This window comes from Arenimonas caeni (genome assembly GCF_003024235.1).
GTDB lineage: Bacteria > Pseudomonadota > Gammaproteobacteria > Xanthomonadales > Xanthomonadaceae > Arenimonas > Arenimonas caeni.
The window spans coordinates 1-21,968 of sequence record NZ_KZ679098.1 but is presented as its reverse complement, the minus strand read 5'-3'; the positions used below and the strand labels follow the sequence as shown (position 1 = coordinate 21,968).

Annotated in this window: 26 protein-coding genes and 1 tRNA gene; 16 read left to right on the top strand and 11 right to left on the bottom strand. The window is 67.7% G+C overall.

The features are described 5' to 3' along the window. Positions 1-42: 42 nt before the first annotated feature. From C6N40_RS11990 to C6N40_RS11975, 4 genes are read left to right on the top strand one after another with little or no spacing between them, the layout of a single operon-like run. Entirely contained in the window at positions 43-1,782 is a 1,740-nt protein-coding gene (locus C6N40_RS11990) for a glutamine--tRNA ligase/YqeY domain fusion protein (protein WP_106991271.1), read from the top strand. Between the two features lie 7 nt (positions 1,783-1,789). Further along, complete coding sequence (locus tag C6N40_RS11985; RefSeq protein ID WP_106991270.1) at positions 1,790-2,344, top strand: nucleoside deaminase; 555 nt, start codon at positions 1,790-1,792, stop codon at positions 2,342-2,344. After that, a complete protein-coding gene (gene rlmM, locus C6N40_RS11980) occupies positions 2,334-3,380 on the top strand; it encodes a 23S rRNA (cytidine(2498)-2'-O)-methyltransferase RlmM (protein ID WP_106991269.1) in 1,047 nt (348 codons plus the stop codon). Before C6N40_RS11985 ends, rlmM begins: the two co-directional genes overlap by 11 nt. Beyond that, positions 3,370-3,690, top strand: a complete 321-nt coding sequence (locus C6N40_RS11975) for an EF-hand domain-containing protein (protein WP_106991268.1) — start codon at positions 3,370-3,372, stop codon at positions 3,688-3,690. Before rlmM ends, C6N40_RS11975 begins: the two co-directional genes overlap by 11 nt. 812 nt (positions 3,691-4,502) lie before the next feature. Here C6N40_RS11975 and C6N40_RS11970 read toward each other — a convergent pair. Genes C6N40_RS11970 through rsmD form a run of 9 tightly spaced genes read right to left on the bottom strand, consistent with a single transcriptional unit; the run spans position 4,503 to position 11,376 of the window. Continuing rightward, a complete protein-coding gene (locus tag C6N40_RS11970; RefSeq protein ID WP_106991267.1) occupies positions 4,503-4,895 on the bottom strand; it encodes an MAPEG family protein in 393 nt (130 codons plus the stop codon). Between the two features lie 9 nt (positions 4,896-4,904). Continuing rightward, a complete protein-coding gene (locus tag C6N40_RS11965) occupies positions 4,905-6,308 on the bottom strand; it encodes an alkaline phosphatase PhoX (protein ID WP_205208603.1) in 1,404 nt (467 codons plus the stop codon). A 57-nt stretch (positions 6,309-6,365) separates the two neighbouring features. Further along, entirely contained in the window at positions 6,366-6,782 is a 417-nt protein-coding gene (locus C6N40_RS11960; protein WP_106991266.1) for a DUF4920 domain-containing protein, read from the bottom strand. Positions 6,783-6,793: 11 nt separating this feature from the next. After that, the gene (locus tag C6N40_RS11955) at positions 6,794-7,684 is read right to left on the bottom strand and encodes an MBL fold metallo-hydrolase (protein WP_106991265.1); all 891 of its coding nucleotides are present in this window, start codon (positions 7,682-7,684) and stop codon (positions 6,794-6,796) included. Positions 7,685-7,693: 9 nt separating this feature from the next. Beyond that, positions 7,694-9,394, bottom strand: coding sequence for a gamma-glutamyltransferase (ggt, locus tag C6N40_RS11950; protein WP_106991264.1), 1,701 nt, complete (start codon positions 9,392-9,394; stop codon positions 7,694-7,696). Beyond that, on the bottom strand, positions 9,391-9,651 hold the full coding sequence (locus C6N40_RS11945; RefSeq protein ID WP_106991263.1) for a YfhL family 4Fe-4S dicluster ferredoxin: 261 nt from the start codon (positions 9,649-9,651) through the stop codon (positions 9,391-9,393). The genes ggt and C6N40_RS11945 overlap by 4 nt, the downstream gene beginning before the upstream one ends. A 58-nt stretch (positions 9,652-9,709) precedes the next feature. Next, on the bottom strand, positions 9,710-10,213 hold the full coding sequence (locus C6N40_RS11940; protein WP_106991262.1) for a hypothetical protein: 504 nt from the start codon (positions 10,211-10,213) through the stop codon (positions 9,710-9,712). Positions 10,214-10,243: 30 nt separating this feature from the next. After that, the gene (gene coaD / locus C6N40_RS11935) at positions 10,244-10,741 is read right to left on the bottom strand and encodes a pantetheine-phosphate adenylyltransferase (protein WP_106991261.1); all 498 of its coding nucleotides are present in this window, start codon (positions 10,739-10,741) and stop codon (positions 10,244-10,246) included. Next, positions 10,738-11,376, bottom strand: coding sequence for a 16S rRNA (guanine(966)-N(2))-methyltransferase RsmD (rsmD, locus tag C6N40_RS11930; protein ID WP_106991260.1), 639 nt, complete (start codon positions 11,374-11,376; stop codon positions 10,738-10,740). Before rsmD ends, coaD begins: the two co-directional genes overlap by 4 nt. A gap of 27 nt (positions 11,377-11,403) precedes the next feature. On the opposite strand from rsmD, the gene ftsY reads away from it, so the two are divergent. From ftsY to C6N40_RS11910, 4 genes are read left to right on the top strand one after another with little or no spacing between them, the layout of a single operon-like run. After that, complete coding sequence (gene ftsY, locus C6N40_RS11925; RefSeq protein WP_240183517.1) at positions 11,404-12,516, top strand: signal recognition particle-docking protein FtsY; 1,113 nt, start codon at positions 11,404-11,406, stop codon at positions 12,514-12,516. Further along, positions 12,513-13,670 (top strand): AsmA family protein, encoded by a 1,158-nt coding sequence (locus C6N40_RS11920; protein ID WP_106991259.1) that lies wholly within the window; start codon positions 12,513-12,515, stop codon positions 13,668-13,670. The genes ftsY and C6N40_RS11920 overlap by 4 nt, the downstream gene beginning before the upstream one ends. Beyond that, the gene (gene mutY / locus C6N40_RS11915; RefSeq protein ID WP_106991258.1) at positions 13,667-14,713 is read left to right on the top strand and encodes an A/G-specific adenine glycosylase; all 1,047 of its coding nucleotides are present in this window, start codon (positions 13,667-13,669) and stop codon (positions 14,711-14,713) included. The genes C6N40_RS11920 and mutY overlap by 4 nt, the downstream gene beginning before the upstream one ends. Next, entirely contained in the window at positions 14,710-14,982 is a 273-nt protein-coding gene (locus C6N40_RS11910; RefSeq protein ID WP_106991257.1) for an oxidative damage protection protein, read from the top strand. Before mutY ends, C6N40_RS11910 begins: the two co-directional genes overlap by 4 nt. 12 nt (positions 14,983-14,994) lie before the next feature. Here C6N40_RS11910 and C6N40_RS11905 read toward each other — a convergent pair whose 3' ends face one another. Further along, the gene (locus tag C6N40_RS11905; RefSeq protein WP_162782210.1) at positions 14,995-15,426 is read right to left on the bottom strand and encodes a DUF6491 family protein; all 432 of its coding nucleotides are present in this window, start codon (positions 15,424-15,426) and stop codon (positions 14,995-14,997) included. Positions 15,427-15,609: 183 nt separating this feature from the next. On the opposite strand from C6N40_RS11905, the gene C6N40_RS11900 reads away from it, so the two are divergent. Both C6N40_RS11900 and C6N40_RS14130 read left to right on the top strand, forming a co-directional pair. Beyond that, a tRNA-Phe gene (locus tag C6N40_RS11900) sits at positions 15,610-15,685 on the top strand. A 522-nt stretch (positions 15,686-16,207) separates the two neighbouring features. Beyond that, a complete protein-coding gene (locus C6N40_RS14130) occupies positions 16,208-16,468 on the top strand; it encodes a hypothetical protein (protein ID WP_162782209.1) in 261 nt (86 codons plus the stop codon). Between the two features lie 124 nt (positions 16,469-16,592). Here the strand turns inward: C6N40_RS14130 and C6N40_RS14125 are convergent, their stop codons facing one another. After that, positions 16,593-17,369: a hypothetical protein gene (locus C6N40_RS14125; RefSeq protein ID WP_162782208.1), complete on the bottom strand. Its 777-nt coding sequence runs from the start codon at positions 17,367-17,369 to the stop codon at positions 16,593-16,595. 750 nt (positions 17,370-18,119) lie between these two features. Here C6N40_RS14125 and C6N40_RS11880 point away from each other — a divergent pair. The 6 genes from C6N40_RS11880 (at position 18,120) to C6N40_RS11865 (ending at position 21,657) form a co-directional block, all read left to right on the top strand. Further along, positions 18,120-18,617, top strand: a complete 498-nt coding sequence (locus tag C6N40_RS11880; protein ID WP_106991252.1) for a type II toxin-antitoxin system PemK/MazF family toxin — start codon at positions 18,120-18,122, stop codon at positions 18,615-18,617. Positions 18,618-18,936: 319 nt separating this feature from the next. Further along, on the top strand, positions 18,937-19,269 hold the full coding sequence (locus C6N40_RS14560; RefSeq protein ID WP_106991251.1) for an excalibur calcium-binding domain-containing protein: 333 nt from the start codon (positions 18,937-18,939) through the stop codon (positions 19,267-19,269). Continuing rightward, positions 19,266-19,811, top strand: a complete 546-nt coding sequence (locus C6N40_RS14120) for a hypothetical protein (protein ID WP_162782207.1) — start codon at positions 19,266-19,268, stop codon at positions 19,809-19,811. The genes C6N40_RS14560 and C6N40_RS14120 overlap by 4 nt, the downstream gene beginning before the upstream one ends. After that, a complete protein-coding gene (locus tag C6N40_RS11870) occupies positions 19,804-20,787 on the top strand; it encodes a hypothetical protein (protein ID WP_162782206.1) in 984 nt (327 codons plus the stop codon). Before C6N40_RS14120 ends, C6N40_RS11870 begins: the two co-directional genes overlap by 8 nt. Positions 20,788-20,843: 56 nt before the next feature. Next, positions 20,844-21,212 carry a Rap1a/Tai family immunity protein gene (locus C6N40_RS14665; protein WP_425477716.1) on the top strand — a complete coding sequence of 123 codons (369 nt, stop codon included), beginning with the start codon at positions 20,844-20,846 and terminating at the stop codon, positions 21,210-21,212. A 61-nt stretch (positions 21,213-21,273) separates the two neighbouring features. After that, positions 21,274-21,657, top strand: a complete 384-nt coding sequence (locus C6N40_RS11865) for an SET domain-containing protein-lysine N-methyltransferase (RefSeq protein ID WP_106991249.1) — start codon at positions 21,274-21,276, stop codon at positions 21,655-21,657. Positions 21,658-21,968 lie beyond the last annotated feature (311 nt).

The following is a 21,968-nucleotide window of genomic DNA, read 5'->3' as shown; positions in this document are numbered from 1 at the left end:
AAGCCGTTAGACTGTACGCCTTTGGACGCCCGAACCGGACGCATGAGCCAGACCCCAGCCCCCACCGACGCCAGCGCGCCGGAGAAGAACGACTTCATCCGCCAGATCATCCGCGAGGACCTGGCCAGCGGAAAGCACGCCGCCATCCGCACCCGCTTCCCGCCGGAGCCCAATGGCTACCTGCACATCGGCCACGCCAAGTCGATCTGCCTGAACTTCGGCATCGGCCGCGAGTTCGGCGGCCCGGTGAACCTGCGCTTCGACGACACCAACCCGGCGAAGGAAGACCCCGAGTACGTCGAGGCCATCAAGGAAGACGTGCGCTGGCTGGGCTTCGACTGGGCCGAACTGCGCCACGCCTCCGACTACTTCGACGTCTATTACCTGGCCGCCGAGAAGCTGGTGAAGGAAGGCAAGGCCTACGTCTGCGACCTGAGCGCCGAGCAGGTGCGCGAGTACCGCGGCACGCTCACCGAGCCGGGCCGCGACTCGCCCTTCCGCGGGCGCAGCGTCGGGGAGAACCTCGACCTGTTCCGGCGCATGCGCGCCGGCGAGTTCCCCGACGGCGCCCGCACCCTGCGCGCGAAGATCGACATGGCCAGCGGCAACATCAACCTGCGCGACCCGGCCATCTACCGCATCAAGCACGTGCCGCACCAGAACACCGGCGACGCCTGGTGCATCTACCCGATGTACGACTTCGCGCACGCGCTCGGCGACGCCATCGAGGGCATCACGCACTCGCTGTGCACGCTGGAGTTCGAGGACCACCGGCCGCTGTACGACTGGTGCGTGGACAACGTCGGCCTGCACCACGACCGCGCCCTGCTGGCGCCGCTGGAGGCCGCGGGCCAGGCCGGCGTCGCCGCCAAGCCGCGCCAGATCGAATTCTCGCGCCTGAACATCAACTACACCGTGATGAGCAAGCGCAAGCTGCTGGCGCTCGTGCAGGAAGGCCTGGTGTCCGGCTGGGACGACCCGCGCATGCCGACCCTGCAGGGCCTGCGCCGGCGCGGCACGCCGCCGGCGGCGCTGCGCCTGTTCGCCGACCGCATCGGCATCAGCAAGCAGAATTCGCTGATCGACTTCTCGGTGCTCGAGGGCTGCATCCGCGAGGTGATGGACGCCGCCTCGCCGCGCCGCCTCGCCGTCGTCAACCCGCTCAGGCTGGTGCTCACCAACCTGCCGGAGGGCCACGCCGAGTTGCTGCGCTTCCCCAACCACCCCAAGGACGCGTCCTTCGGTGAGCGCGAAGTGCCGTTCTCGCCGGTGCTGTGGATCGAGCGCGACGACTTCATGGAAGTGCCGCCCAAGGGTTTCCACCGCCTGGTGCCGGGCGGCGAAGTGCGCCTGCGCGGCGTCGGCATCGTGCGCTGCGACGAGGTCGTCAAGGAAGGCGACGAGGTGGTGGAGCTGCGCTGCACGCTCGACCCCGACACCCGCCCCGGCCTGCCGGGCGCCGACCGCAAGGTCAAGGGCACCATCCACTGGGTCAGCGCCGCGCACGCGGTGGCGGCCGAGGTGCGCCTGTACGACCGCCTGTTCGTGGTGGCCGACCCCGACCGCGACGAGGAAGGCAAGAGCTACCGCGACTACCTCAACCCCGAGTCGGTGAAGATCGTGCGCGGCTACGTCGAGCCCGCCGCCGCCGGCCTGGCGCCGGAGGCCGGCGTGCAGTTCGAGCGCCTGGGCTTCTTCACCACCGACCGCCACGACCACCGCGCCGATGCGCCGGTGTTCAACCGCACCGTCACCCTGCGCGACACCTGGACCGCGAAGTGAGCCGACGATGATCTATGCCCAGCTCCACCTGACCCTGCCGGCCTGGATCCACGAGGAAGTGGATCACAAGCGCGAGTACCCGTCGGCCGAAGACAAGGTGGCGCTGGCGATCCGGCTTTCCCGCCTCAACGTCGACCACCGCAGCGGCGGCCCCTTCGGCGCCGCGGTGTTCAGCGGCGCGCGCCTGGTGGGCGTGGGCGTGAACCGGGTGGTGCCGCACAACTGCTCGGCCGCGCACGCCGAGGTGATGGCCCTGGCGACCAGCCAGCAGCGCCTGCAGAACTACCGCCTCAACCAGGCCGGCGGCCCGATCACCCTGGCCACCTCGGCCCAGCCGTGCTCGATGTGCTTCGGCGCCTGCATCTGGGCCGGCATCGACGAACTGCTGGTCGCCGCGCGCGCCGACGACGTACAAAGCCTCGCCGGTTTCGACGAAGGCCCGCTGCCGGCCGACTGGACCGGTGAACTCGAACGGCGCGGCATCCGCGTCACCCTCGACCTGATGCGCGACCACGCGCGCGACGTGCTGCGCGACTACGGGGAATCCGGACTTGTCTACTGACGGCCTGCTGGCCTACTGCCGCCCCGGCTTCGAGCCGGAACTGGCCGCCGAACTTTCCGAACGCGCCGCCGGCGCCGGCTTCCATGGCTACGCGCGCACCGAGCGCAATTCGGGCTACGTGCAGTTCCTGGGCGTTGACGACGGCGCCGCGCTCTCGCGCGCCCTGCCCTGGTCGACGCTGATCTTCGCGCGCCAGAAGCTTCGCCTGCTCGCCGACCTGCCGGGCCTGGACCCGACCGACCGGATCGGGCCGATCATGGAGGCGCTCGGCGGCCGCGGCCGGCATGGCGATGTCTGGGTGGAACACCCCGACTCGGACGAGGGCAAGCCGCTCGCCGGCCTGGCCCGGGCGCTGGGCAACGCGTTGCGCCCGGCGCTGCGCCAGCGCGGCCTGATCACCGAGAAGGAAGACCCGCGCCTGCCGCGCCTGCACGTGCTGATGCTGGCCGGCAACCATGCCCTGCTGGCCAGCGCCACGCCCGGCGACGCCTCGCCCTGGCCGCTGGGCGTGCCGCGCCTGCGCGCGAATGCCGATGCGCCGAGCCGCTCGGCGCTCAAGCTCGAGGAGGCGCTGATGTGCCTGCTCACCGACAAGGAGCGCGAGGCCTTCCTGCAGCCGGGCATGAGCGCCGCCGACCTGGGCGCGGCGCCCGGCGGCTGGAGCTGGGTGCTGGCGCGCCGGCACATCCGGGTGTTCTCCATCGACAACGGCCCGATGGCGCCGAGCGCGATGGAAACCGGGGTGATCGAGCACATCCGCGCCGACGGTTTCCGCTGGCAGCCGCCGAAGCCGCTGGACTGGATGGTCTGCGACATGGTCGAGTCGCCCGCCAAGGTCGCAGATCGCATGGCCACGTGGTTCCGCGAGGGCTGGTGCAAGCGCGCGGTGTTCAACCTCAAGCTGCCGATGAAGAAGCGCTGGGACGAAACCCGCGACTGCCTGCAGCACTTCGTCGACCACGCCGGGCGCCCGCTGACCCCGCGCGCCAAGCAGCTCTACCACGACCGGGAAGAGATCACGGTCTATGCGGGCTAGGTTCGCGCTCGCGGCCCTGCTGGCGCTGGCCGGCCCGGCCGGCGCGAACGGCGACTACTTCTCGGCGGTGGACCTCGACGGCGACGGCCGCGTGTCGCTCCCCGAGTTCCTCGAGCGCATGGGCTTCGCCTTCCGGCAGATGGACGTCGACGGCAACGGCGTGCTCGAGCCGCACGAGCAGCACATCCCCGATGCGCCGCGCATCACCCTCGCCGAACACGAGGCGCGCTTCTCGGCCCAGTTCCACCGCCAGGACGCCAACGGCGACGGTTACCTCAGCCGCACCGAACTGATCGCCCCACCCCGCTGACCCGGCCCCTTGGCCGGCTCCTGTAGGAGCGCCTTCAGGCGCGAATCTTTTGCCTCTTTGATTCGTCGGGTCATTCGCTGTACCCGGGCACCTTGCGCAACCGCCGCCACCGCGCTGCCGAAGGCTCCCGCTCGGCTCTTTCGCCTCGCGTGACCTTCGGCATCACGGCGCCGTCGCACGATTTACTTCGGCTCGCCGGAACACGATCTCGTCGTCGCACGATGCGATCGAAACCGGCGGTGCAGGGTCGGACTGCGGACAAACTGCCGACGCCGTGCCGGGCGGGCCACGTTGGTTACGGAGCCCGGCGTTCTCGGCCGCACCTTCGTGCGGAAGTTCGCCGAGTCGCGATCACGAGCTGCACAGGGTCTTCGTACACCGATTCCGGTCGTACTCCGATCATGTCCGGTGCACGAAGCCAGGAAAATCGATCCGGTCGCGGCAGTGGACGATTCCGCACGAAGGTGCGGCCGAGAAAGCCAAAGCCGGGGCGCGACCCAGGCCGCACGTTCGCTGCGGATGCAGTCTGTCCGCATACCGACAGACCGCCGGCGGCCGCGCGGGCAGCGTGCGCAGTCGCCCCCTTGTTCCGGCGAGATGGCGAAAACCGTGCGGCGGCGCCGTGATGCCGAAGGTCACGCGAGGCGAAAGAGCCGAGCGGGAGCCTTCGGCAGCGCGGTGCCGGCGGTTGCAAAGGGTGCCCGGGCCCGGCGGATGACCCGACGAAAGCCTAAAAAGATTCGCGCCTGAAGGCGCTCCTACAGGAGCGCGGGAGGAGTCGGGGTCAGCGGGGGTGGAGCGGCGGGATGGGCTCAGGCCAGGTGCTGCTGGACGAAGCCGAGGATGGCGAAGGCGGCCATCACGATCATCAGCAGCAGCGTCACGAGCGTGCCGAGGAAGCGCCCCGGGCTGGTGCCGGCGGTCTTGTGCAGGCCCCAGGCGTGCAGCACGCGCGAGAGCAGCAGCAGGCTGCCGAAGACGTGGATCAGCCAGTCCGGGTAACCGTTGAGCTCCATGCCGCCGAGCAGCAGCAGCGCCAGCGGCACGTACTCGACGGCGTTGGCATGGGCGCGCACGCGGCGGTTGAGCTCGGTGTTGCCACCGTCGCCCAGGCCGACGCGGTACTTCATCCGGGCCGCCATCACCCGGCCGGCCAGGGCGAGGATCAGCAGCGTGCAGAGCGCGGCGTACAGCAGGGTGATCATGGTCGATCCTCAGATGAGTCCGGCTTTCCAGGGTCCGGTGATGGCCACGGTGAAGCCCGGCGCGTAGACGTTGGCGAACAGCCAGCGGCCGTCCGGCGAGAAGCAGGCGCCAGCCCACTCGTCGCCACGGAAGTCTCCGCTGAAGCCGCGGTGTCCGTCCAGCACCACGTTGTTCCGGCAGAACTCGAACAGGCCGCCGGCGTGGTCCAGGCCGTAGAGGCGCTGAACCGGCTGGCCGGAGTCCTCGCAGATCACCAGGCCGCCGCGCGGGCTGGCGATGATGTTGTCGGGGTAATCAAGGACCTCGCGGCCCGGCGACTCGAACACCAGCTCGAGCACGCCCGCGCGCGGGTGGTAGGCCCAGAGCTGCCCGCATTCGGCGTCGCCGCCGCTGGTGGAGGTGAAGTACACCCGCTCGTCGGCGATCACGATGCCTTCGAGGCGGATGAAGGCCGAGCCACCGTTGGCGAGGCCCTGGCGCACCAGGCCGCCCGGCCCGCCGTCGGCATCGCGGCCGCGGGTGGGCTCGTTGATGTCGACCCAGCGCACGCGCAGGCGCTCGCCGGCGCGCCGGCCGGTGCGCAGGTCGCGCACGCCCTCGGCGGCCAGCATCTGCAGGCGGCCGCCGCGTGCCAGTTCGCCCGGCACCTTCGGGATGAACCGGTAGAAGCCGGCGAAGGGCTTGTGGTCTTCGGTGAGGTAGACGATGCCGTCGCGCGGGTCCACGCAGGCCGCCTCGTGCTTCATCTGGCCCATGTCGAGCAGCGGCTCGGCATTGGACAGACCCTCGCCCGGCACCTCGAAGATGAAGCCGTGGCTGCGGTTGATGGTGTACGGGTAGCCGCTGACCACGACCTCCTGGCCCTGGTCGAGCACGATCTCCTCGCACGACAGCCAGCTGCCCCAGGGCGTGGTGCCGCCGGCGCAGTTGACCAGGGTGCCCGAGAGCGAGGGCCGCGCATCGACGAAGGCGCCGCGCGCGGTATCGAAGCGCAGCGTCACCGTGCCGCCGCGGCAGTCCGGGTCGTAGGTGGCCGACGGCGGCGCGAAGCTGCCGCCCGGATCCTCGGTGATCTCGTGGTTGCGCACCAAGGTGACGATGTCGCCCTCGGCGCGCACTACGCCCATGCCGTCGTGCTTGCCCGGGCAGGCCTGGCCGGGCGCGATCTCCTCGCCCGTCCAGCCGAAGCTCACGTACTCGAAGCCGGCCGGCAACTGCAGCAACGGCAGGCCGGTGGCCCGATCGGCGACCGGCGAAAGCGGGCCATAGCCCGCGGAAATCCCCAGGCCGGTGCCGGCCTGTGCCATCAGGCTGCCCACCGGGCCCAGGCCCAGGGCGGCGGCGCCGAGGCCCAGCCCGCCCTTGAGCAATCGCCGGCGGCTGATGCGCGGCGCCTCGTCGTTCCCTGCCAAGACCTGCTCCTGCTTCGACGGTGACCGGCCGGGCATCATCGCCGGCCGGTGTGACACTCAGGCTTCGGGAATGGAGATCGAGGTGGCGACGATGCGCAGTTCCTTCGGCGCCGGCGGCGCGGCGCCGTCGTCCTCGACCAGGTGGCGCGCGTGCTCCTCGCTGATCGGCTCCTCCTGCAGGATGCCGTAGGCCACGGCGGGGCCACTGGCGTCCTTGGGAACCTCGAAGCCGTGGTCCTTGGCCATCACGCGGGCGCTGGCGCCGTCCTGCTCGAGCACGACCCAGCAGCCCTTCTTCTGGCAGACTTGGGTGATGCGGCCGGTGAACTTGGCCGGCTGGCCGGTGGTGTAGGCGGCCGGGTCGGCGGCGGCGGCGGCGATGGCGATGGCCTCGCCTTCCGGCATCGGCTCGCCGTAGTCGGCGGCCAGGGCGGCGGGGGCCAGGAACAGCAGGAACGGCAGCAGCAGACGCATCGTTTCTCTCCTCAGGCAGCCAGGGTGCGGGCCGCCAGCGCGGCGGCCTCGTGGGTGGTGGTGAACTTGCCCTTTTCGTCGCGCGCGACCTGGGCCAGGGCGCAACCGGGATCGTGGGTGAAATACAGGTGCACGTTGCGCGCCAGCTTGTCTTCGAGGAAGGCGCGCTTCTCGTCGATCAGCATTTCCGGGAAGCGGTCGTAGCCCATGGTGATCGGCACGTGCACCCAGGGCCGGCCCGGGATCAGGTCGGCGCAGAACACCAGGCCGCCGCGCGGCCGGCCGTCTTCGCCGCGCGCGCCGCAGATCTCGGCCAGCATCAGGCCGGGCGTATGGCCCTCGCTGAAGTGGAAGCGCACGGCTTCGCCCAGGGCCTTGCTGCGATCGCCGGAAACCAGCTCGAGCCGGCCGCTGGCCTCGAGCAGGCCCATCAGTTCGGGGATGAAGCTGGCGCGGTCGCGCGGATGCGGCTCGCGGGCCCGGCGCCAGTGTTCGGCACCGACCACGAAGGTGGCGTTGGGGAACAGCAGGCGCGGCGGCTGGCCTTCCTCCCAGGCCGCCAGCAGGCCGCCGGCGTGGTCGAAATGCAGGTGGCTGAGTACCACCACGTCCACGTCCTCGTGCGAGAAGCCCGCCTCGGCAAGCGAATCGAGCAGCACGTGCCGCTCCTCGACCACGCCATAGCGCTCGCGCAGTTTCGGCTCGAAGAAAGCGCCGATGCCGGCCTCGAACAGCACGGTCTTGCCGTTGAGCGGGCCGGCCAGCAGGGCGCGGCAGGCCAGCTCGATTCGGTTGAGTTCGTCCGGCGGCGACCACTTCTCCCACATCGCCCGCGGCGCGTTGCCGAACATCGCGCCGCCGTCGAGCCGCTGCGAATTGCCCATGATCGACCAGAGTTTCATCGCGTCCTCCTAGCGATAGACCGAGGCATCGGACGCCGAGCCCTTGCCCACGCCTTCCCAGCGCGGGTCGGCGCCGGCCTCGACCTTGCCGCTGTCGTGGTGCCACAGCACCACCTGCATATTGCCCCAGGTGCGCTCGCCGCTTTCGACCGTGTGACCCATGGCGCGCAGTGCCTCGATCTCCCCGGCGCTGAAGGCCGCGGCCTCGGCCTGCACCACGTCGGGCAGGTACTGGTGGTGGAAGCGCGGCGCGGCGGCGGTGGCCTGGGCGCCCTGCCCGTCCATCAGTTCGAGCAGTCCCAGCATCACCATCGTGATGATGCGGCTGCCGCCCGGCGTGCCCAGCACGGCGGTGCGGCCGCGGCCGCTGATGATGGTGGGCGTCATCGATGAGAGCGGGCGCTTGCCCGGGGCGATGGCATTGGCGTCGTCGCCGACCAGGCCGAAGGCGTTGGGCACGCCCGCCTTGACCGAGAAATCGTCCATCTCGTTGTTGAGCAGGAAGCCCGTGCCCGGAACCACCAGCGCGTTGCCGTATGGCAGGTTCACGGTCTGGGTGACGGCGACCAGGTTGCCCTCGGCGTCGACGATCGAGAAATGCGTGGTGTCGGGGCGCAGCGGCTGGGCGTCGATGCCCGGCAGCAGTTCGCTGGGCGTGGCCTTCGCCGGATGGATCGAGGCGCGCAGGCCGGCCGCGTAGGCATCGGAGGTGAGCATGTCCACCGGCGCCTGCACGAAGTCCGGGTCGCCCAGGTAGAGCGCGCGGTCGCGATAGGCGCGGCGCATGGCTTCGACCAGCAGGTGGCTGCGCTCGACCTTGCCCAGGCGCGGGTAGTCGTAGCCCTCGAGCACCTTGAGCATGGTGGCAAGGGCCACGCCGCCCGAGGACGGCGCCGGCGCGGTGGTGATCTGGTAGCCTCGGTGCGTGAACTTCAGCGGCTCGCGCTCGACCACCGCGTAACTGGCCAGGTCGCGCTCGCTCCAGATGCCGCCGGCCTGGTTCACGCCGCGCACCAGCCGGCGCGCGAACGGGCCGCGGTAGAAACCGTCGGCGCCATCGGCGGCCAGGCGTTCGAGCACGCGGGCGTAGTCCTCGTTGCGCATCAGCGTGCCCTCCGCGGGCACCTCGCCCTTGCGCAGGAACAGTTCGGCCGCGGCCGGGCTGCGCGCCAGCACGTCGCGGCGCCAGCCGAGCATGGCGGCGTTCTTGGGGCCGAAGCGCCAGCCCTCGCGGGCCAGGCGGATGGCCGGGGCCAGCGACTCGGACAGCGGCAGGCGGCCGTAGTTCTTCGCCAGGTGGTCCAGGCCCGCGGGCAGGCCGGGAATGGCGGCGGCGAGCGCGCCGTTGACCGACTTGTCGCGGTCGGGATTGCCGGCGGCGTCCAGGAACATGTCGCGCGTGGCCGCGAGCGGGGCGCGTTCGCGCGCGTCGATGAACACCTCGCGCCCGTCCGCCGTGCGCAGCAGCATGAAACCGCCGCCGCCCAGGCCCGAACTTTCCGGCTCGACCAGGCCGAGCGTGGCGCTGACCGCGATGGCGGCGTCGAAGGCGTTGCCGCCCCGGGCCAGCACTTCCATGCCCGCGTCGGTGGCGTAGGCGTTGGCGCTGGCGATACCGGCGTCGTGCAGCGTCGCGGTACGGGCCGGCGCATCGGCCAGGGCCAGCGGCGACAGCAGCGCCAGCAGGCCGGGCAGCAGGAAACGGATCATGCGGCGGAGCGTCCTCGGGTGAGCGCGTGGTACTTGCCGAGCAGCTGCTCGGGCGTTTCAGGATGTTCCGGGTCGAGGTCGATGCACTCGACCGGACAGACCACCACGCACTGGGGTTCGTCGAAATGCCCGACGCATTCAGTGCAGCGCGCCGGGTCGATCTCGTAGATCGTCTCGCCCTGGGAGATGGCCGTGTTCGGACAGGCCGGGGCGCAGACGTCGCAGTTGATGCAAAGGTCGCTGATCAGCAGGGACATGGCGGGTGCCCCCGCGGCGCGCACCGGTCCCGCGTGGGACCGGCGCGGCCGGCGAGGCTTACTTGGCCTCTACGAAGACGTAGCGGGCGCCGGCGGGCTCGACCGCGGCCCTGACCCGCTCGCCGTCGGCGGCATTGCCGATGAACAGCACCTGCGAGCCCTTGAGCGCGTTCGGGTCGGCGTCCTTGAAGGCCGCCACGATGAGGTCGGCCATCTTGCCGCTCTCTGGCGAACCGAAGGCGAGCATGTTGCCCGGCAGCACGGTGCGCTGCACCACGGCGTTCACGTTCTCGAGCTGGCGGTCGTACATCGTCTTGCCGTCCTGGTCGCCCTCGGACGGTTCCTGGCTGCCGACCGGCAGGTAGTAGGAGAACACGCGGTCGGTGACGCCGGCCTGGTTCTGGCCGATCACTTTGCCCAGGTAGGCCTTCCACTCACCGTCGTCGGTGCCGGTGGGCGCGACGAGTTCAACCGGGGCGGCCTCGACGACCTCCTCCTTCTGGCAGCCGGACAGCACGAGCGCGGAGAGCAGCAGGGCGACGGGGACAAGAGCACGGTTCATGGCGATACCTCTTTTATGTGGATGTGTGGCCTACGACTGCTTCCACCTGGCGGCCAGGGCCTGCGCGACCGCCGGATGCACGAACCCGGAGACGTCGCCGCCCAGGCGCGCGACTTCGCGCACCAGGCTGGAAGAAATGAAGCTGTGCTGCTCGGCCGGCGTCAGGAACAGGGTCTCGACGTCCGGTATCAGGTGGCGGTTCATGCTGGCCATCTGGAATTCGTACTCGAAGTCCGAAACCGCGCGCAGGCCGCGCAGCAGCACGCCGGCGCCGACTTCGTGGACGAAGTGCGCCAGCAGGGAATGGAAGCCGACCACCTCGACATTGGAATGGCCGTCCAGGGCGATGCGGGCCAGTTCGACGCGCTGCGCCAGCGGCAGCGCGGGGCCCTTGCCCGGGCTCTCGGCGATGCCCACCACGACCTTGTCGAACAGCGGCGCAGCGCGGGCAACCAGGTCGATATGGCCGTTGGTGATGGGATCGAACGTGCCGGGATAAACCGCGACGCGGGTCTTGGCCTGGCTCATTCCGATGGGTCGCCCTGCGGGGTGGATTCTGGGGCGAGTGTAGCAGCGCCCGGCGCCGCCGGGCCGGCGTTTGTCCGGTAGAGGGCAAATTCTACGTCGCGGGTCTGCCCCGACCGGTGCAGCACCCAGCCCGCGGGCAGCGTTGGCGACACGTTGCGCGGGCATTCGACGTAGATCAGCGCCCCCGCCGCGAGCCAGGGCGCGAGCGCCGCGGCCGCCGCCTGCCACAGCCCCGCCTCGAAAGGCGGGTCCAGGAACACCAGGTCGAAGCGCGTGGTGGCCGGCCGGCCGAGCCAGGCCAGGGCGTCGGCCGCCTCCACCCGCAGGCCCTCGACCCGGAGCCGGGCCGCCTGCTCGCGCAGCCCGGCGGCCAGGCCCGGGTCGCGCTCGACCAGGACCACTTCGGCCGCGCCGCGCGAGGCCGCTTCGAAGCCCAGCGCGCCGGTGCCGGCGAACAGGTCCAGCACGCGCGCGCCGCGCAGCACCGGCTGCAGCCAGTTGAACAGGGTCTCGCGCACGCGGTCGGAGGTCGGCCGCAGGCCGGGCCGGTCGGGCACGGGCAGCTTCGAGCCGCGCAGCTGGCCGGCGATGATGCGGACGCTGCCCGGCGGGCGGGGTTTGGCGCGCTGGTTCATCCGGGGAAAAGGGGACCGGGTGGTAACATGGCCACCATTGTCCGCGAAAGCAGCGCGATGTTCGATTTCCTGAAGAAAAAGCCCCCGCAGCCCGAACCCGGGAAGCCCGCCAGGCCGGCCGCACCGGCCTCCGGCGGCTTCAGTCCGGAGGACCTGGCGCGCGCGTTCACCGTGCACCAGGAGGAGAAGGCCGCGCGGCTGGAAGCCGAGCGCGCCGAGGGCCGCGAGGCCATGAAGGGCGTGCTGGGCGGCAGCCTGTTCGCCCGCAGCCTGGGCGGCCTGTTCTCGCGCCACCCGAAGCTCGACGAGGACCTGCTCGACGAGGTCGAGACCGCCCTGATCAGCGCCGACATGGGCGTGCCGGCCACCACCGAGGTGGTCGAGCGCCTGCGCAAGCGCATGAAGGACCGCGACTTCGCCGACGCCGCCGCCCTCTTCCGCGCCCTGCGCAACGACCTGTTGGCCATCCTCAGGCCGGTGGCCAAGCCGCTGGAGATCCGCGAGGACGCCCGGCCCTTCGTCATCCTCACGGTCGGCGTGAACGGCGTGGGCAAGACCACCACCATCGGCAAGCTGGCGCGACGCTTCCAGCTCGACGGCCACACGCTGATGCTGGCAGCGGGCGACACGTTCCGCGCCGCGGCGGTCGAGCAGCTCAGGATCTGGGGCGAGCGCAACAACGTGCACGTGGTGGCCCAGGGCCAGGACGCCGACCCCGCCTCGGTGGCCTACGACGGCCTTCAGCAGGCCAAGGCCCGCGGCGTCGACGTGCTGATCGCCGACACCGCCGGCCGCCTGCACACCCAGCAGGGCCTGATGGCCGAGCTGGGCAAGATCCGCCGCGTGCTGGCCAAGCTCGACGAGCGCGCGCCGCACGAGGTGCTGATGGTGATCGACGGCACCACCGGCCAGAACGCGCTCAACCAGCTGCGCCAGTTCCATGCCGCGGTGAAGGTGACCGGCCTGGTGGTGACCAAGCTCGACGGCACCGCCAAGGGCGGCGTGGTGTTCGCGCTGGCGCGCGAGTTCGGCCTGCCGATCCGCTTCATCGGCCTGGGCGAGAAGCCCGAGGACCTGCGCGTGTTCGACCCGGAAGGCTTCGTCGACGCGCTGCTGCCGGAATCGCTCGGCGCCGGATGACCGACGCGCCGCGCAAGCGCCGCTGGCCGAAGATCCTGGCGGTCCTCGCCCTGCTGGCGCTGCTGGCGGCCTGGTGGGTGGACCGCCAGCTCGAACCGGTGCGGCTGGCCAACACCGTGCTCTCGGCGCTGGGCGAATCGCAGGGCCTGGACCTCGGTTTCACCGGCACGCCCGAGTACGCGCTGCGCCCCGAACCGCGCCTGCGCATCCCCCGGCTCGTGGCGCGCCAGCCCGGCGCCGCCGCGCCGCTGGTCACGGCGAGCGAGGTGGAAGTGTCGCTGCCCTGGTCGACGATCTGGGGCGACGGCCCGGTGGTGATCACCCGCATCGCGCTTGAATCCCCGGCGCTCGATCTCGCGGCGCTGGAGGCGTGGCAGTCCGGCCGGCCGCCGTCCGGCGCATTCGAGCTGCCGACGCTGACCAAGGGACTGAGCGTGCACGGGGGCCGCCTGCAGGGACTGGGCTGGTCGCTGCAGCAGCTTTCGATCCAGCTGCCGACGCTGTCGCCCGGCGAACCGGCGCAGGCCGAGGTATCGGGCGAGTTGCATCGGGACGACCTCGTCCTGGTGTTCGCCGGCCCGCTCGAGCTGGCGCAGGCCGGGCTGGATTCGCCGCTGCGTTTCGACGGCGCCGGCCGCGTGCGCACCGGATCGTTGGACGCGCCATGGCTGGCGCGTTTCGAAGGCACGATGGCGCTGTCGGGCCCGACCATGATGCTGGAGCTGCCGGCGCTGTCGTTCCGGGGCGAGTCGCCGCTGCCGGCCTTCAAAGGCGGCGGCGCGCTGGCCTACGGCGACACCCTTTCGCTGCGCCTCGCCGGCACGCTGCCGGAATGGCCCGGCGCCTGGCCTGCCCTGCCCGAACCGCTGGCCGGTGCGCCGGCGCCGATCGCGCTGGAACTGGTGTACGACGGCGCCACGGATTTTTCCGCCCCGCTGCAGCTCGATGCACGGCGCGAGGGCGCGAGCCTACAGTCGCAGGTTCCCGTTCCCGCCCTGCTCGCCTGGCTGGAGGACGACGGCGGCCAGGCCCTGCCGCCGCTCACCGGCACGCTGGAGGCGCCGAGCCTGGTGATCGAGGGCGTGGAGCTCGAAGGCGTGCGCATCACGCTGGACGACGAACCGGCCGACGACGCGGCGACCGGGGAAGAATGAGCGCGCTCGCCGACCACCTGCTGGCCTGGTTCGACCGGGACGGCCGCCACGACCTGCCCTGGCAGCACCCGCGCACGCCCTACCGGGTGTGGCTGTCGGAAATCATGCTGCAGCAGACCCAGGTGCAGACGGTGATCCCGTACTTCACCCGCTTCCTGGACGCGCTGCCCACCCTGCCCGACCTCGCCGCCGCCGACAGCGACCGCGTGCTGGCGCTGTGGGCCGGCCTGGGCTACTACGCCCGCGCCCGCAACCTGCACAAGGCCGCGCAGGTTTGCGTCGAACGGCATGGCGGCGACCTGCCCACCGACTTCGATGCACTGGCCGCCCTGCCCGGCATCGGCCGCAGCACCGCCGGCGCCATCCTGGCGCAGGCGCACGGCCTGCGCTTTCCCATCCTCGACGGCAACGTCAAGCGCACGCTGGCGCGCTACCACGGCATCGCCGGCTGGCCCGGCAGCGCGCCGGTGGAGAAGCAGCTGTGGACGCTGAGCGAGTCGCACCTGCCGCAAACGCGACTGGCCGACTACACGCAGGCGATCATGGATTTCGGCGCCACGCTGTGCACCCGCCACGACCCGGCCTGCGTGCTCTGCCCGCTGCAGGACGACTGCGTGGCACGGCGCGAGGGGCGCGTGGCGCAGCTGCCCGAGGCCAAGCCCGGCAAGCCGCTACCCGAGCGGCGCACGCTGATGCTGCTGCTGCACGACGCCGACGACCGCATCCTGCTGGCGCGCCGCACCGGCAAGGGCGTGTGGAACGGGCTGTGGTCGCTGCCCGAGGCCGGCGACCACGACGAGGCCCGTTCGCTGCTGGCCACGCACGCCGGCGCCGGCGCCGACTTCGACGCCGCCGAGCCGCTGCCGGTGTTCGAGCACGTCTTCAGCCACTACCGGCTGCACATCGAGCCGCTGCGCTGGCGCGTGGCCGACACCCGCACCGCGACGGGCGATAATGCCGACCTGCGCTGGCAGCCGCGCGAGCGCCTGCACGAACTGGGCCTGCCGGCCCCCGTCAAGAAACTGCTGGAAGGATTGCCATGAGCCGCACCGTGTTCTGCCTCAAGACGCAAGCCGAGACCGAAGGCCTGGGCTTCGTGCCCTGGCCCGGGCCGCTGGGCAAGCGCGTGTTCGAGAACATCGGCCGCGAGGCCTGGCAGCAGTGGCTGGCGCACCAGACCATGCTGATCAACGAGAACCGGCTCTCGCCGCTGGACCCGAAGCACCGGGCCTTCCTGGAGGGCGAGATGGAGAAATTCCTGTTCGGCGATGGCGCCGAGAAGCCCGCCGGCTACATTCCGCCGGCGGACTGAGGCCGCAGCCGCCTACTTGCGGATGCCGGCATCGCGCTCGGCCTGCCGCCAGGCCGGCACGTCGATCTCGCGGATGCCGATGATCTTGCAGACCACGCCACCTTCGCCGCGCAGGAAGCCGTTCTTGGTGTTGAGCGAATCGCGCATGGTCTCGACGGAAATGGAGAAGCCCCGGTCGATGTACTTGCAGGCCTGGTCCTGGCGCAGCTCCACCAGCCAGGCCTTGAAGCGGTTTTCCCAGATCAGCACGTGCTGGGGGCTGATGACCTCGTAGGAGTCCATCGGACGCAGGAAGCGGACGTGCTCCACCGGTTCGCCGGCGTTTGCCTGGAGCAGTATCAGGCGCTGTTCGGACTTGCTCAGGGGTTCGGCCGCGAAGGCCGGCATGGCCAGGCCGAGGGAAAGCGCGGCGACAAGCGCGGGGACAACAAGACGGGACTTCATGACGGGTCTCCTTGTTCGGTGGCGGGGCGTGGCCACCCGGCAACCCTACTCCCGACCCTTCGGACCGCGCGTCAAATCGACACCCCGCGTTCAGAACCCGTTTACGGGGCCGGCCCGGCTTGCCTCGCCGTCCCGGCCTCGGATAGAATCTCGCGCTCGCCCGGCCCAGCCGGTGCGACGGATGGCCGGGTAGCTCAGTTGGTAGAGCAGGGGATTGAAAATCCCCGTGTCGGGGGTTCGATTCCCTCCCCGGCCACCATATGAATCAAGGGCTTGCGAGCGATCGCAGGCCCTTTTTCTTTGCCTGGCGCTCGCCAGTCCCTACAGGGTCCCTAGTCGGCTGAAATTGGCCTTCGTTGCTCGATCTCAAGTTGGCGGGCGATCGCCTCCGCGCGATCCAGGGTCTCGCGAATCGCGCGAATGTTGTCGAGAACATCCGGGGCGGCAGACGAGTCCCCTGCTAGGTCAGCCATGCGGGCGCGTAGGCTATCGGCTTGCCGGTCAAGGAGTCGGGTGCAGGCGTAGCCGCGCATCAGGCGATCACGGAAGGGCGAGAGGGCCATGTCCCCGAGATTACTGACATGCGGCGCACAGGCTGAGACTTGGGCGAAGGACTAACGATGCCGGCCAGAGCATGATCTCTGTTCCATTATCGATCGCATCCTGCGGTCTCTTGTTGGCGGGCGCCGATGCGCGCCTCGCATTCAAGTAGTTGGAGATCGATCAGTAGGCCTCGGGGTCAGGCTACCTCAACGCCAAGTCGCTTCAAAGCTGTCCGCGCTTGCACGGAAAAGTCGATTACCTGCTGGACGCGCATAAGCTGCAGTTTCGCATCCTCAACCGTAACCTCTTCATCCAACTCATAATCAGCGGACCGCCTCATCAAGAGTATCTGCTGATAGACCGTGCAAAGCGTTCGCCCCTGCATCGCCAAGCCGGCGAGCCCCTGATGGCTCTTCTGGAGAGCGTTGAAGTACTTAAGGCGACCTGGGATCTGACCGTGCCCAAGCCCATCTGGCCCATGATCCGGCGGGTCAACTAGCGGGACCAGACGGCAGACTGGTTCGGTGGCATGAAATGCCGAATAGTAGGCGCGGCTTATAGATGCTCGCGCCTCTACCTCAGACGCTTCGCCCGCCACCAGGTGCTTCGCATAGTCTCGCAACTCAAGCCAGGTTAGCGGCATGAGGAGCATTCCTATCCGACCGGACGTACCAGATAAACGCCCCCTCATCCACGGCCTTGAGGTTGGCGGTTAACATCTGTTCGTTCAGCCTCGACTCGATCTCAAACATTCGCTCAGCCGGTTCTGCGAGACAAATCTGATGGACGAGGCCAGCACCCCATTCCGCCTTCCTATCGTATGTAAAGTTGATCGTTACTCGCCGGTATCCGATCTCATGTAAGCGGTCTCGAAGGAAAGCTGCTGCATGCTGCAGATCGAGCTCTGACACTCCCCGATCCGCGAGGGCTTGCCTATGTCCGAGGAACAGACTGGAAACTGAACTCCCCCTCATACGATCCAGCCTTTCTGCCGCCCCTTCAGCTTCAGACAGGTGGCCTGCTGCGCCAAGTGATGCGGTCGCCTTCTCAAGCACTTCGGGGTCAGTGAGGTTCTTCAGGCCTTCAACCAGAAGAGCAAGGCCTTCTTGCCGCCTGCCTTGTTCGGAGAGGACTAAAAAGCGGTTGATGACCAAGTACTGGTTCAACCCGAACTCTCTAAATGCCTCATCGAAGGTAGCATCTGCTTCGTCGTACTTTCCGTCGAGCGCCTGAGCGATGCCAAGAACCATCAAGTACTCCATACGATCTGCATTGCGCAGTCGTTGAGCACTGAACAGCACCTGCGAGATTGAGCTCCGATCCGCTTTCCCCTCGGCAATCGCATCGAGGCGACCGAGGAGCTCGCTGGCTATCGTGGCTGTTTGCCCTTGGTAGGCCATCGAATTCTGTGCTCGCTAGCGAAGCTAGCCGCAAAAGTGGTTCAAGACGTGCGTTTTACAGCAAAACGCGTGAATTCTGAAGAAAAAGCTGACTCGTGGTGCCATATCGGGCCTCGAGCGGCACTCTTGGGCTAACGGCGCCCGTCCCATATGCCGAACCGCGACCCGCTCCCTTCCGTACTAAGCGCCCCAGGGCGACCTCCCAGGCCAGCCTCTACTCCTCAGCTCTTCGCTTACATTCCGCAGCGCCATCGGCATAGCCCTCGCGGTAGCCCGCCGAGTAGGCCTCATCGTCCCAGGTCCCAGCAATCATGGTCGCGCGGATTTCGCAGGTCGTGTTGTAGCCGGACGCGTAGCCATCGTCGTAGCCGGAGTCCCACCGTTCCTGCTTGCCAGGCCCGCAGCCTGAGAGCGCGGCTGCGCCAACCAAGAGCAGGCCCGCGCAACGCACTGTTGATCCGGCATTCATCGCCCCCACCCCTCAATTGCCTTGCCATCCTACCAAGCGATCGAGTTGAAGACCGGGGTGCCGTTCAGGATTGGATGAGACTTTTTCTTATCCGCGATCGAACCGCTGCCGACTGCGAAGAACAACAACGGCCTCGGCTGAGGAAATCACAGGCAACGATGCCAGAGGTCTGGCTTGGAGGCTCAGGCAGCCTTGCCCAATTGTCCACACGCTTAAAGGATGCGGCCGCAGGTGATGGTGGCAGAATCGGGGGCACCAATTGCTAACAAGAAAGGCAAGCCGTGGCCCTAAAGTACCCTCCAGCAGTCGGCTCCATTCTGGTGTGCGAGTTTCCCCCGTGCTTCTCGCCGCCCGAGATGGTCAAGACCCGACCTGTGGTCGTGCTGAGCCCGAAGATCACCGGCCGTCCGGACCTGGCGACGGTCGTTCCACTTAGCACGACCGCTCCGAGCCAGATAGAGAGCCATCACTGCAAGGTTCCAGCTCGGATGCTCCCCAAGTCGCTGCAGGCAACCGCTGGCGACCGCTGGGCCAAGTGCGACATGGTCTATACACTCCACGTCTCAAGGCTCAGCCCCGTGAAGGGAAAGCGGGATCGCGTCACGGGCAAGAGAGACTACGAGCATGCGAAGGTCGACCTGGCGACCCTTCAGGAACTGCGCAGATGTGCGGCCGCGGGCCTGGGAATTGGCGTGGATCTCTGGCCCCAAGCAGCAAACTCAGCAACCCAAACCATTGACCCAGAAGGCGAAACGGGGGATGACCGGTCGGCGGCCTGACTGTAAACAAGCCGTTGACCCCACATCTATCCGGATATAAGCTTCTGCTCGATTTCTCGGCTCCGGCCGAGCTTCGAGACTGCCGCTAGGCCTTCGGGTAGTAACGGCAGCAGGGACCGGATAGCGATGACAAGCTCCCGGCTCCCTTGTTTCGGGCCCCGCTTCGGCGGGGCCCTTGTCTTTTCGGGACTCGCCAACTGGCTCAGATGGACTCGTCGCCAGTCTGCGACCGGTTCGATGGCGCCGCCCTTCCCGGCGGGCCAGCGGTGTCCGGATTAGGTTACCCGGGGCGTTCTGCGGAATACTCGCCCTTCGGAGAGTGGCTGTGACCCCACGCACCCGCGCCTGGCTCGTGTCGGCCCTTCTTCTGGCCAGTCCCCAACTTGCTGCCCACAGTGGCGGCACGAATGCAGACGGGTGCCACACGAACCGCAAGACCGGGGAATACCACTGCCACGCCCCGAAGGCGAAGCCCAGTGCAGCATCTCCTTCCGCGAACACCCCGAGGCCATTGGCCGCCAGAGCTGGCTCCAGTGTGTACTACGCCAACTGCACTGAGGCCCGGAATGCCGGGGCAGCCCCGGTTAGGCGGGGAGACCCTGGCTACGGGAGCCACTTAGATCGGGACAACGACGGAGTAGGTTGCGAATGAAAAACTTCTCTTTAGGCCGCCCCCTTTCTCTCGCCCTACTCCTGTCAGTTCTAGCCTGCCCCGCCCTCGCGGCCCCCGAGTTCAGCCGCTACTACGGAAAAGACGCCGTACAGGAGGGGCAAGGCGGCGAAATGAAAGTAGTAGAAGGAATTGAGTTCTGGTCCAACGGGGCACCACCGCGCCGATTTGAGGTGATCGGCTACCTGTCAGACAGGCGCCATGCCACAGGCCTCATTGGAGCCATGCGCCTCAAAGGACTTGAGAAGGCCATTGCCAAGGCGGCCCGAGAGAACGGAGGAGATGCGGTTATTCTCGTCGGAGCTGAGCGCGAGGTCGTGGGCTTCGCATCAAGCGCCAATGCGAATGCGAACTCGACGGGGCCAAACTCTGCAAGCGCCTGGGGCAGTTCGGCAACTGTCCCGGTAGCCAAGCAAAACACTCGGTATGCCGTGATTCGGTTCCTGCCGGACCTGCCAGCAGAGACTGAAGAAGACTCGCCCGCCGAAGGCGCCGCCGAACCGGCCGAGGCCGCGAGTGACTGATCGGAAGACCACGCTAGTTCTGGGCGCCGGCGCCAGCCTGGCCTATGGCTACCCTCTTGGCAGCCAGCTCCGTAGAGACCTTCTTCTCTTGGATCCTTCCGCGGGCCCGGCAGGCACCGTGCTCTCTGAATACAAGGGCGAACTCATAGAGTTCCAGAATGCATTCGGCTTGTCTCAAATGGCGTCGATCGATGCCTTTCTCGCGAGACGCCCTGAATACCAAGAGATCGGGAAGCGCGCGATTGCCTCAACGCTACTAAGCCGCGAGTCGTGGATGCGGTTGACGAGGGACCCTGGTGACGACGACTGGTACTACTACCTGTTCAACCGGATCGCATCGGCCACTCGCTGGGAAGACCTGGACCTTTCTTGGCTCAAGGTCGTCACCTTCAATTATGACCGGTCCTTGGAGCATTACCTGATCAGCGCCCTACGGCACTCTTACGGTAAGCCACTTGATGAAGTCTTGGAGCGACTAAGCGCGCTCGAGATCATCCACATTTACGGAACTCTTGGCCCGACACTTCCAGGAATGGACGACTACTCTGACTATGGCGCGGAACTGACCCCAGAGATCGTGTCACGCGCTGCCGGCTCCATTAGGGTAATTCCAGAAGGCCGTACCGAAGACATGACACTGAGAAGGGCAAGAGAAGCCATCGCGAATGCAGATGCGCTCTGCTTCCTTGGCTTCGGATATGACCCGGCGAATCTCGAGCACTTGGCTGCGCACGAGACGTGCCGGAAAGTCATAGGCTACGGGACGGAGAAGCGGCGACGGCATGTCGCATACACCTGCCTGAAGATGACCGTCGAGGAGACAAAGCGGGTCTACTTCACCGTGAATAACCAGTTTGTCAGCATGTCGAGCAAGGAATACCCGGAAGACTTCCATCCGATGGACTGCACGTCCACGCTAAGGTCCACTCAGATCCTGCTCCCACCTTGGCAGCAATCTCCGGGGCAAGGGAACTGACCCAGCCACCCTTCCATACCACTCCGAGCAATGCGCTCGAACATCGAGGAGAGACTGTGAGAAAGCCTTTCTTGCCCTCCGTCCTGATTTGCTCTTTGCTTCTGCTTCAGCCAGCACCCGCGTTCGCTTCGAACGTATCGACTGAACGCTTGGAGACATGGTGCTCAGGCATTTCAAGGTCCGACGAAGCTACTGAACTTCACGGACTCTGCCTGGGCTATGTGACTGGATTCCTGGATGGGTACTACACAGCATCCTGGGCGCTTCCCGCGGATCTTTTCTGCCTCCCCGAGGGCTCAAGCACCGTACAGGTTGCACGGGTGTTCATTAAATGGGCATCCGCCAACCCGAATAAGGTGCACAAACCGGCCGGCGAGGGACTCTACTCTGCGCTGATTGAAGGCTTTCCCTGCGGCAACCAGTAGAAGCACTCTTTCGCCACAAGTTCACAGGTTAGTACCCGCCTAGGTCGCTGCGGAGGAAGTCATGAGATTCAAGGCCTCAATCGGCTATTTGGCCGATACGGGAACAAAGAAGGGGCTGGGCGTATTCGCGTCACGAGACATAGCTGCCGGCGAAATTGTTGAGATTGCTCCAGTGATTCTGTTCGGCGGCAGGCTAGAAGATATCCCCGATGCGCTGAGCAACTCCGCATTCGGTTGGCGGGCAATCGGTGGAGAGACCAAGTTCGCTATCTGCCTCGGGTACGGTGGAATGTACAACCATGCAAACCCTGCAAACATGATCTACTCGATTGCCCACGAGCGCGGCATGCGGTTTCTTGCGTCCCGCGACATTCGGGCGAATGAGGAACTCACAGTGAATTACAACGATACGAAGGGCGGGACTGATTCCACCGAGGACATTTGATTCGAGCAAGCGGGAATTGAGCCACTCCCCTAACCATCTCCTCTCAGAATCCGAGCCAACTCCCGCAATGCGGGCCGCACCCCACCCTTCCAGCCATTCCGGCTAGCGCGAGCCTTTCCGGCGTCGCTTCTGGGTCCCGTTGACTGCTCCCACGGTCGCCATCGCCGGATCAGCTCGGCCTGGCGCGCGCGGCGCTCGGGTGTCCATCCGTTGGCCATGCTCTGCCTCCAAAAGTTCGGTTTGCGGGATTCGTGTTTCTTGCGTGCGCGGGGAGTGGCCGCCCCGTAAGCTTCCCCGTCAAGCACACAACG

What these genes read in the sequence shown, in the direction of transcription:
- C6N40_RS11985 (WP_106991270.1), top strand. Translation starts at nt 1,790, where the DNA reads ATGATCTATGCCCAGCTCCACCTGACCCTGCCGGCCTGGATCCACGAG.
- C6N40_RS11990 (WP_106991271.1), top strand. Translation starts at nt 43, where the DNA reads ATGAGCCAGACCCCAGCCCCCACCGACGCCAGCGCGCCGGAGAAGAAC.
- C6N40_RS11955 (WP_106991265.1), bottom strand. Translation starts at nt 7,684, where the DNA reads ATGAAACTCTGGTCGATCATGGGCAATTCGCAGCGGCTCGACGGCGGC.
- C6N40_RS11920 (WP_106991259.1), top strand. Translation starts at nt 12,513, where the DNA reads ATGACCGACGCGCCGCGCAAGCGCCGCTGGCCGAAGATCCTGGCGGTC.
- coaD (WP_106991261.1), bottom strand. Translation starts at nt 10,741, where the DNA reads ATGAGCCAGGCCAAGACCCGCGTCGCGGTTTATCCCGGCACGTTCGAT.
- mutY (WP_106991258.1), top strand. Translation starts at nt 13,667, where the DNA reads ATGAGCGCGCTCGCCGACCACCTGCTGGCCTGGTTCGACCGGGACGGC.
- C6N40_RS11940 (WP_106991262.1), bottom strand. Translation starts at nt 10,213, where the DNA reads ATGAACCGTGCTCTTGTCCCCGTCGCCCTGCTGCTCTCCGCGCTCGTG.
- C6N40_RS11865 (WP_106991249.1), top strand. Translation starts at nt 21,274, where the DNA reads ATGAGATTCAAGGCCTCAATCGGCTATTTGGCCGATACGGGAACAAAG.
- C6N40_RS11910 (WP_106991257.1), top strand. Translation starts at nt 14,710, where the DNA reads ATGAGCCGCACCGTGTTCTGCCTCAAGACGCAAGCCGAGACCGAAGGC.
- ftsY (WP_240183517.1), top strand. Translation starts at nt 11,404, where the DNA reads ATGGCCACCATTGTCCGCGAAAGCAGCGCGATGTTCGATTTCCTGAAG.
- C6N40_RS11975 (WP_106991268.1), top strand. Translation starts at nt 3,370, where the DNA reads ATGCGGGCTAGGTTCGCGCTCGCGGCCCTGCTGGCGCTGGCCGGCCCG.
- C6N40_RS11960 (WP_106991266.1), bottom strand. Translation starts at nt 6,782, where the DNA reads ATGCGTCTGCTGCTGCCGTTCCTGCTGTTCCTGGCCCCCGCCGCCCTG.
- C6N40_RS14125 (WP_162782208.1), bottom strand. Translation starts at nt 17,369, where the DNA reads ATGGCCTACCAAGGGCAAACAGCCACGATAGCCAGCGAGCTCCTCGGT.
- C6N40_RS14120 (WP_162782207.1), top strand. Translation starts at nt 19,266, where the DNA reads ATGAAAAACTTCTCTTTAGGCCGCCCCCTTTCTCTCGCCCTACTCCTG.
- rsmD (WP_106991260.1), bottom strand. Translation starts at nt 11,376, where the DNA reads ATGAACCAGCGCGCCAAACCCCGCCCGCCGGGCAGCGTCCGCATCATC.
- C6N40_RS11970 (WP_106991267.1), bottom strand. Translation starts at nt 4,895, where the DNA reads ATGATCACCCTGCTGTACGCCGCGCTCTGCACGCTGCTGATCCTCGCC.
- C6N40_RS11905 (WP_162782210.1), bottom strand. Translation starts at nt 15,426, where the DNA reads ATGAAGTCCCGTCTTGTTGTCCCCGCGCTTGTCGCCGCGCTTTCCCTC.
- ggt (WP_106991264.1), bottom strand. Translation starts at nt 9,394, where the DNA reads ATGATCCGTTTCCTGCTGCCCGGCCTGCTGGCGCTGCTGTCGCCGCTG.
- C6N40_RS11945 (WP_106991263.1), bottom strand. Translation starts at nt 9,651, where the DNA reads ATGTCCCTGCTGATCAGCGACCTTTGCATCAACTGCGACGTCTGCGCC.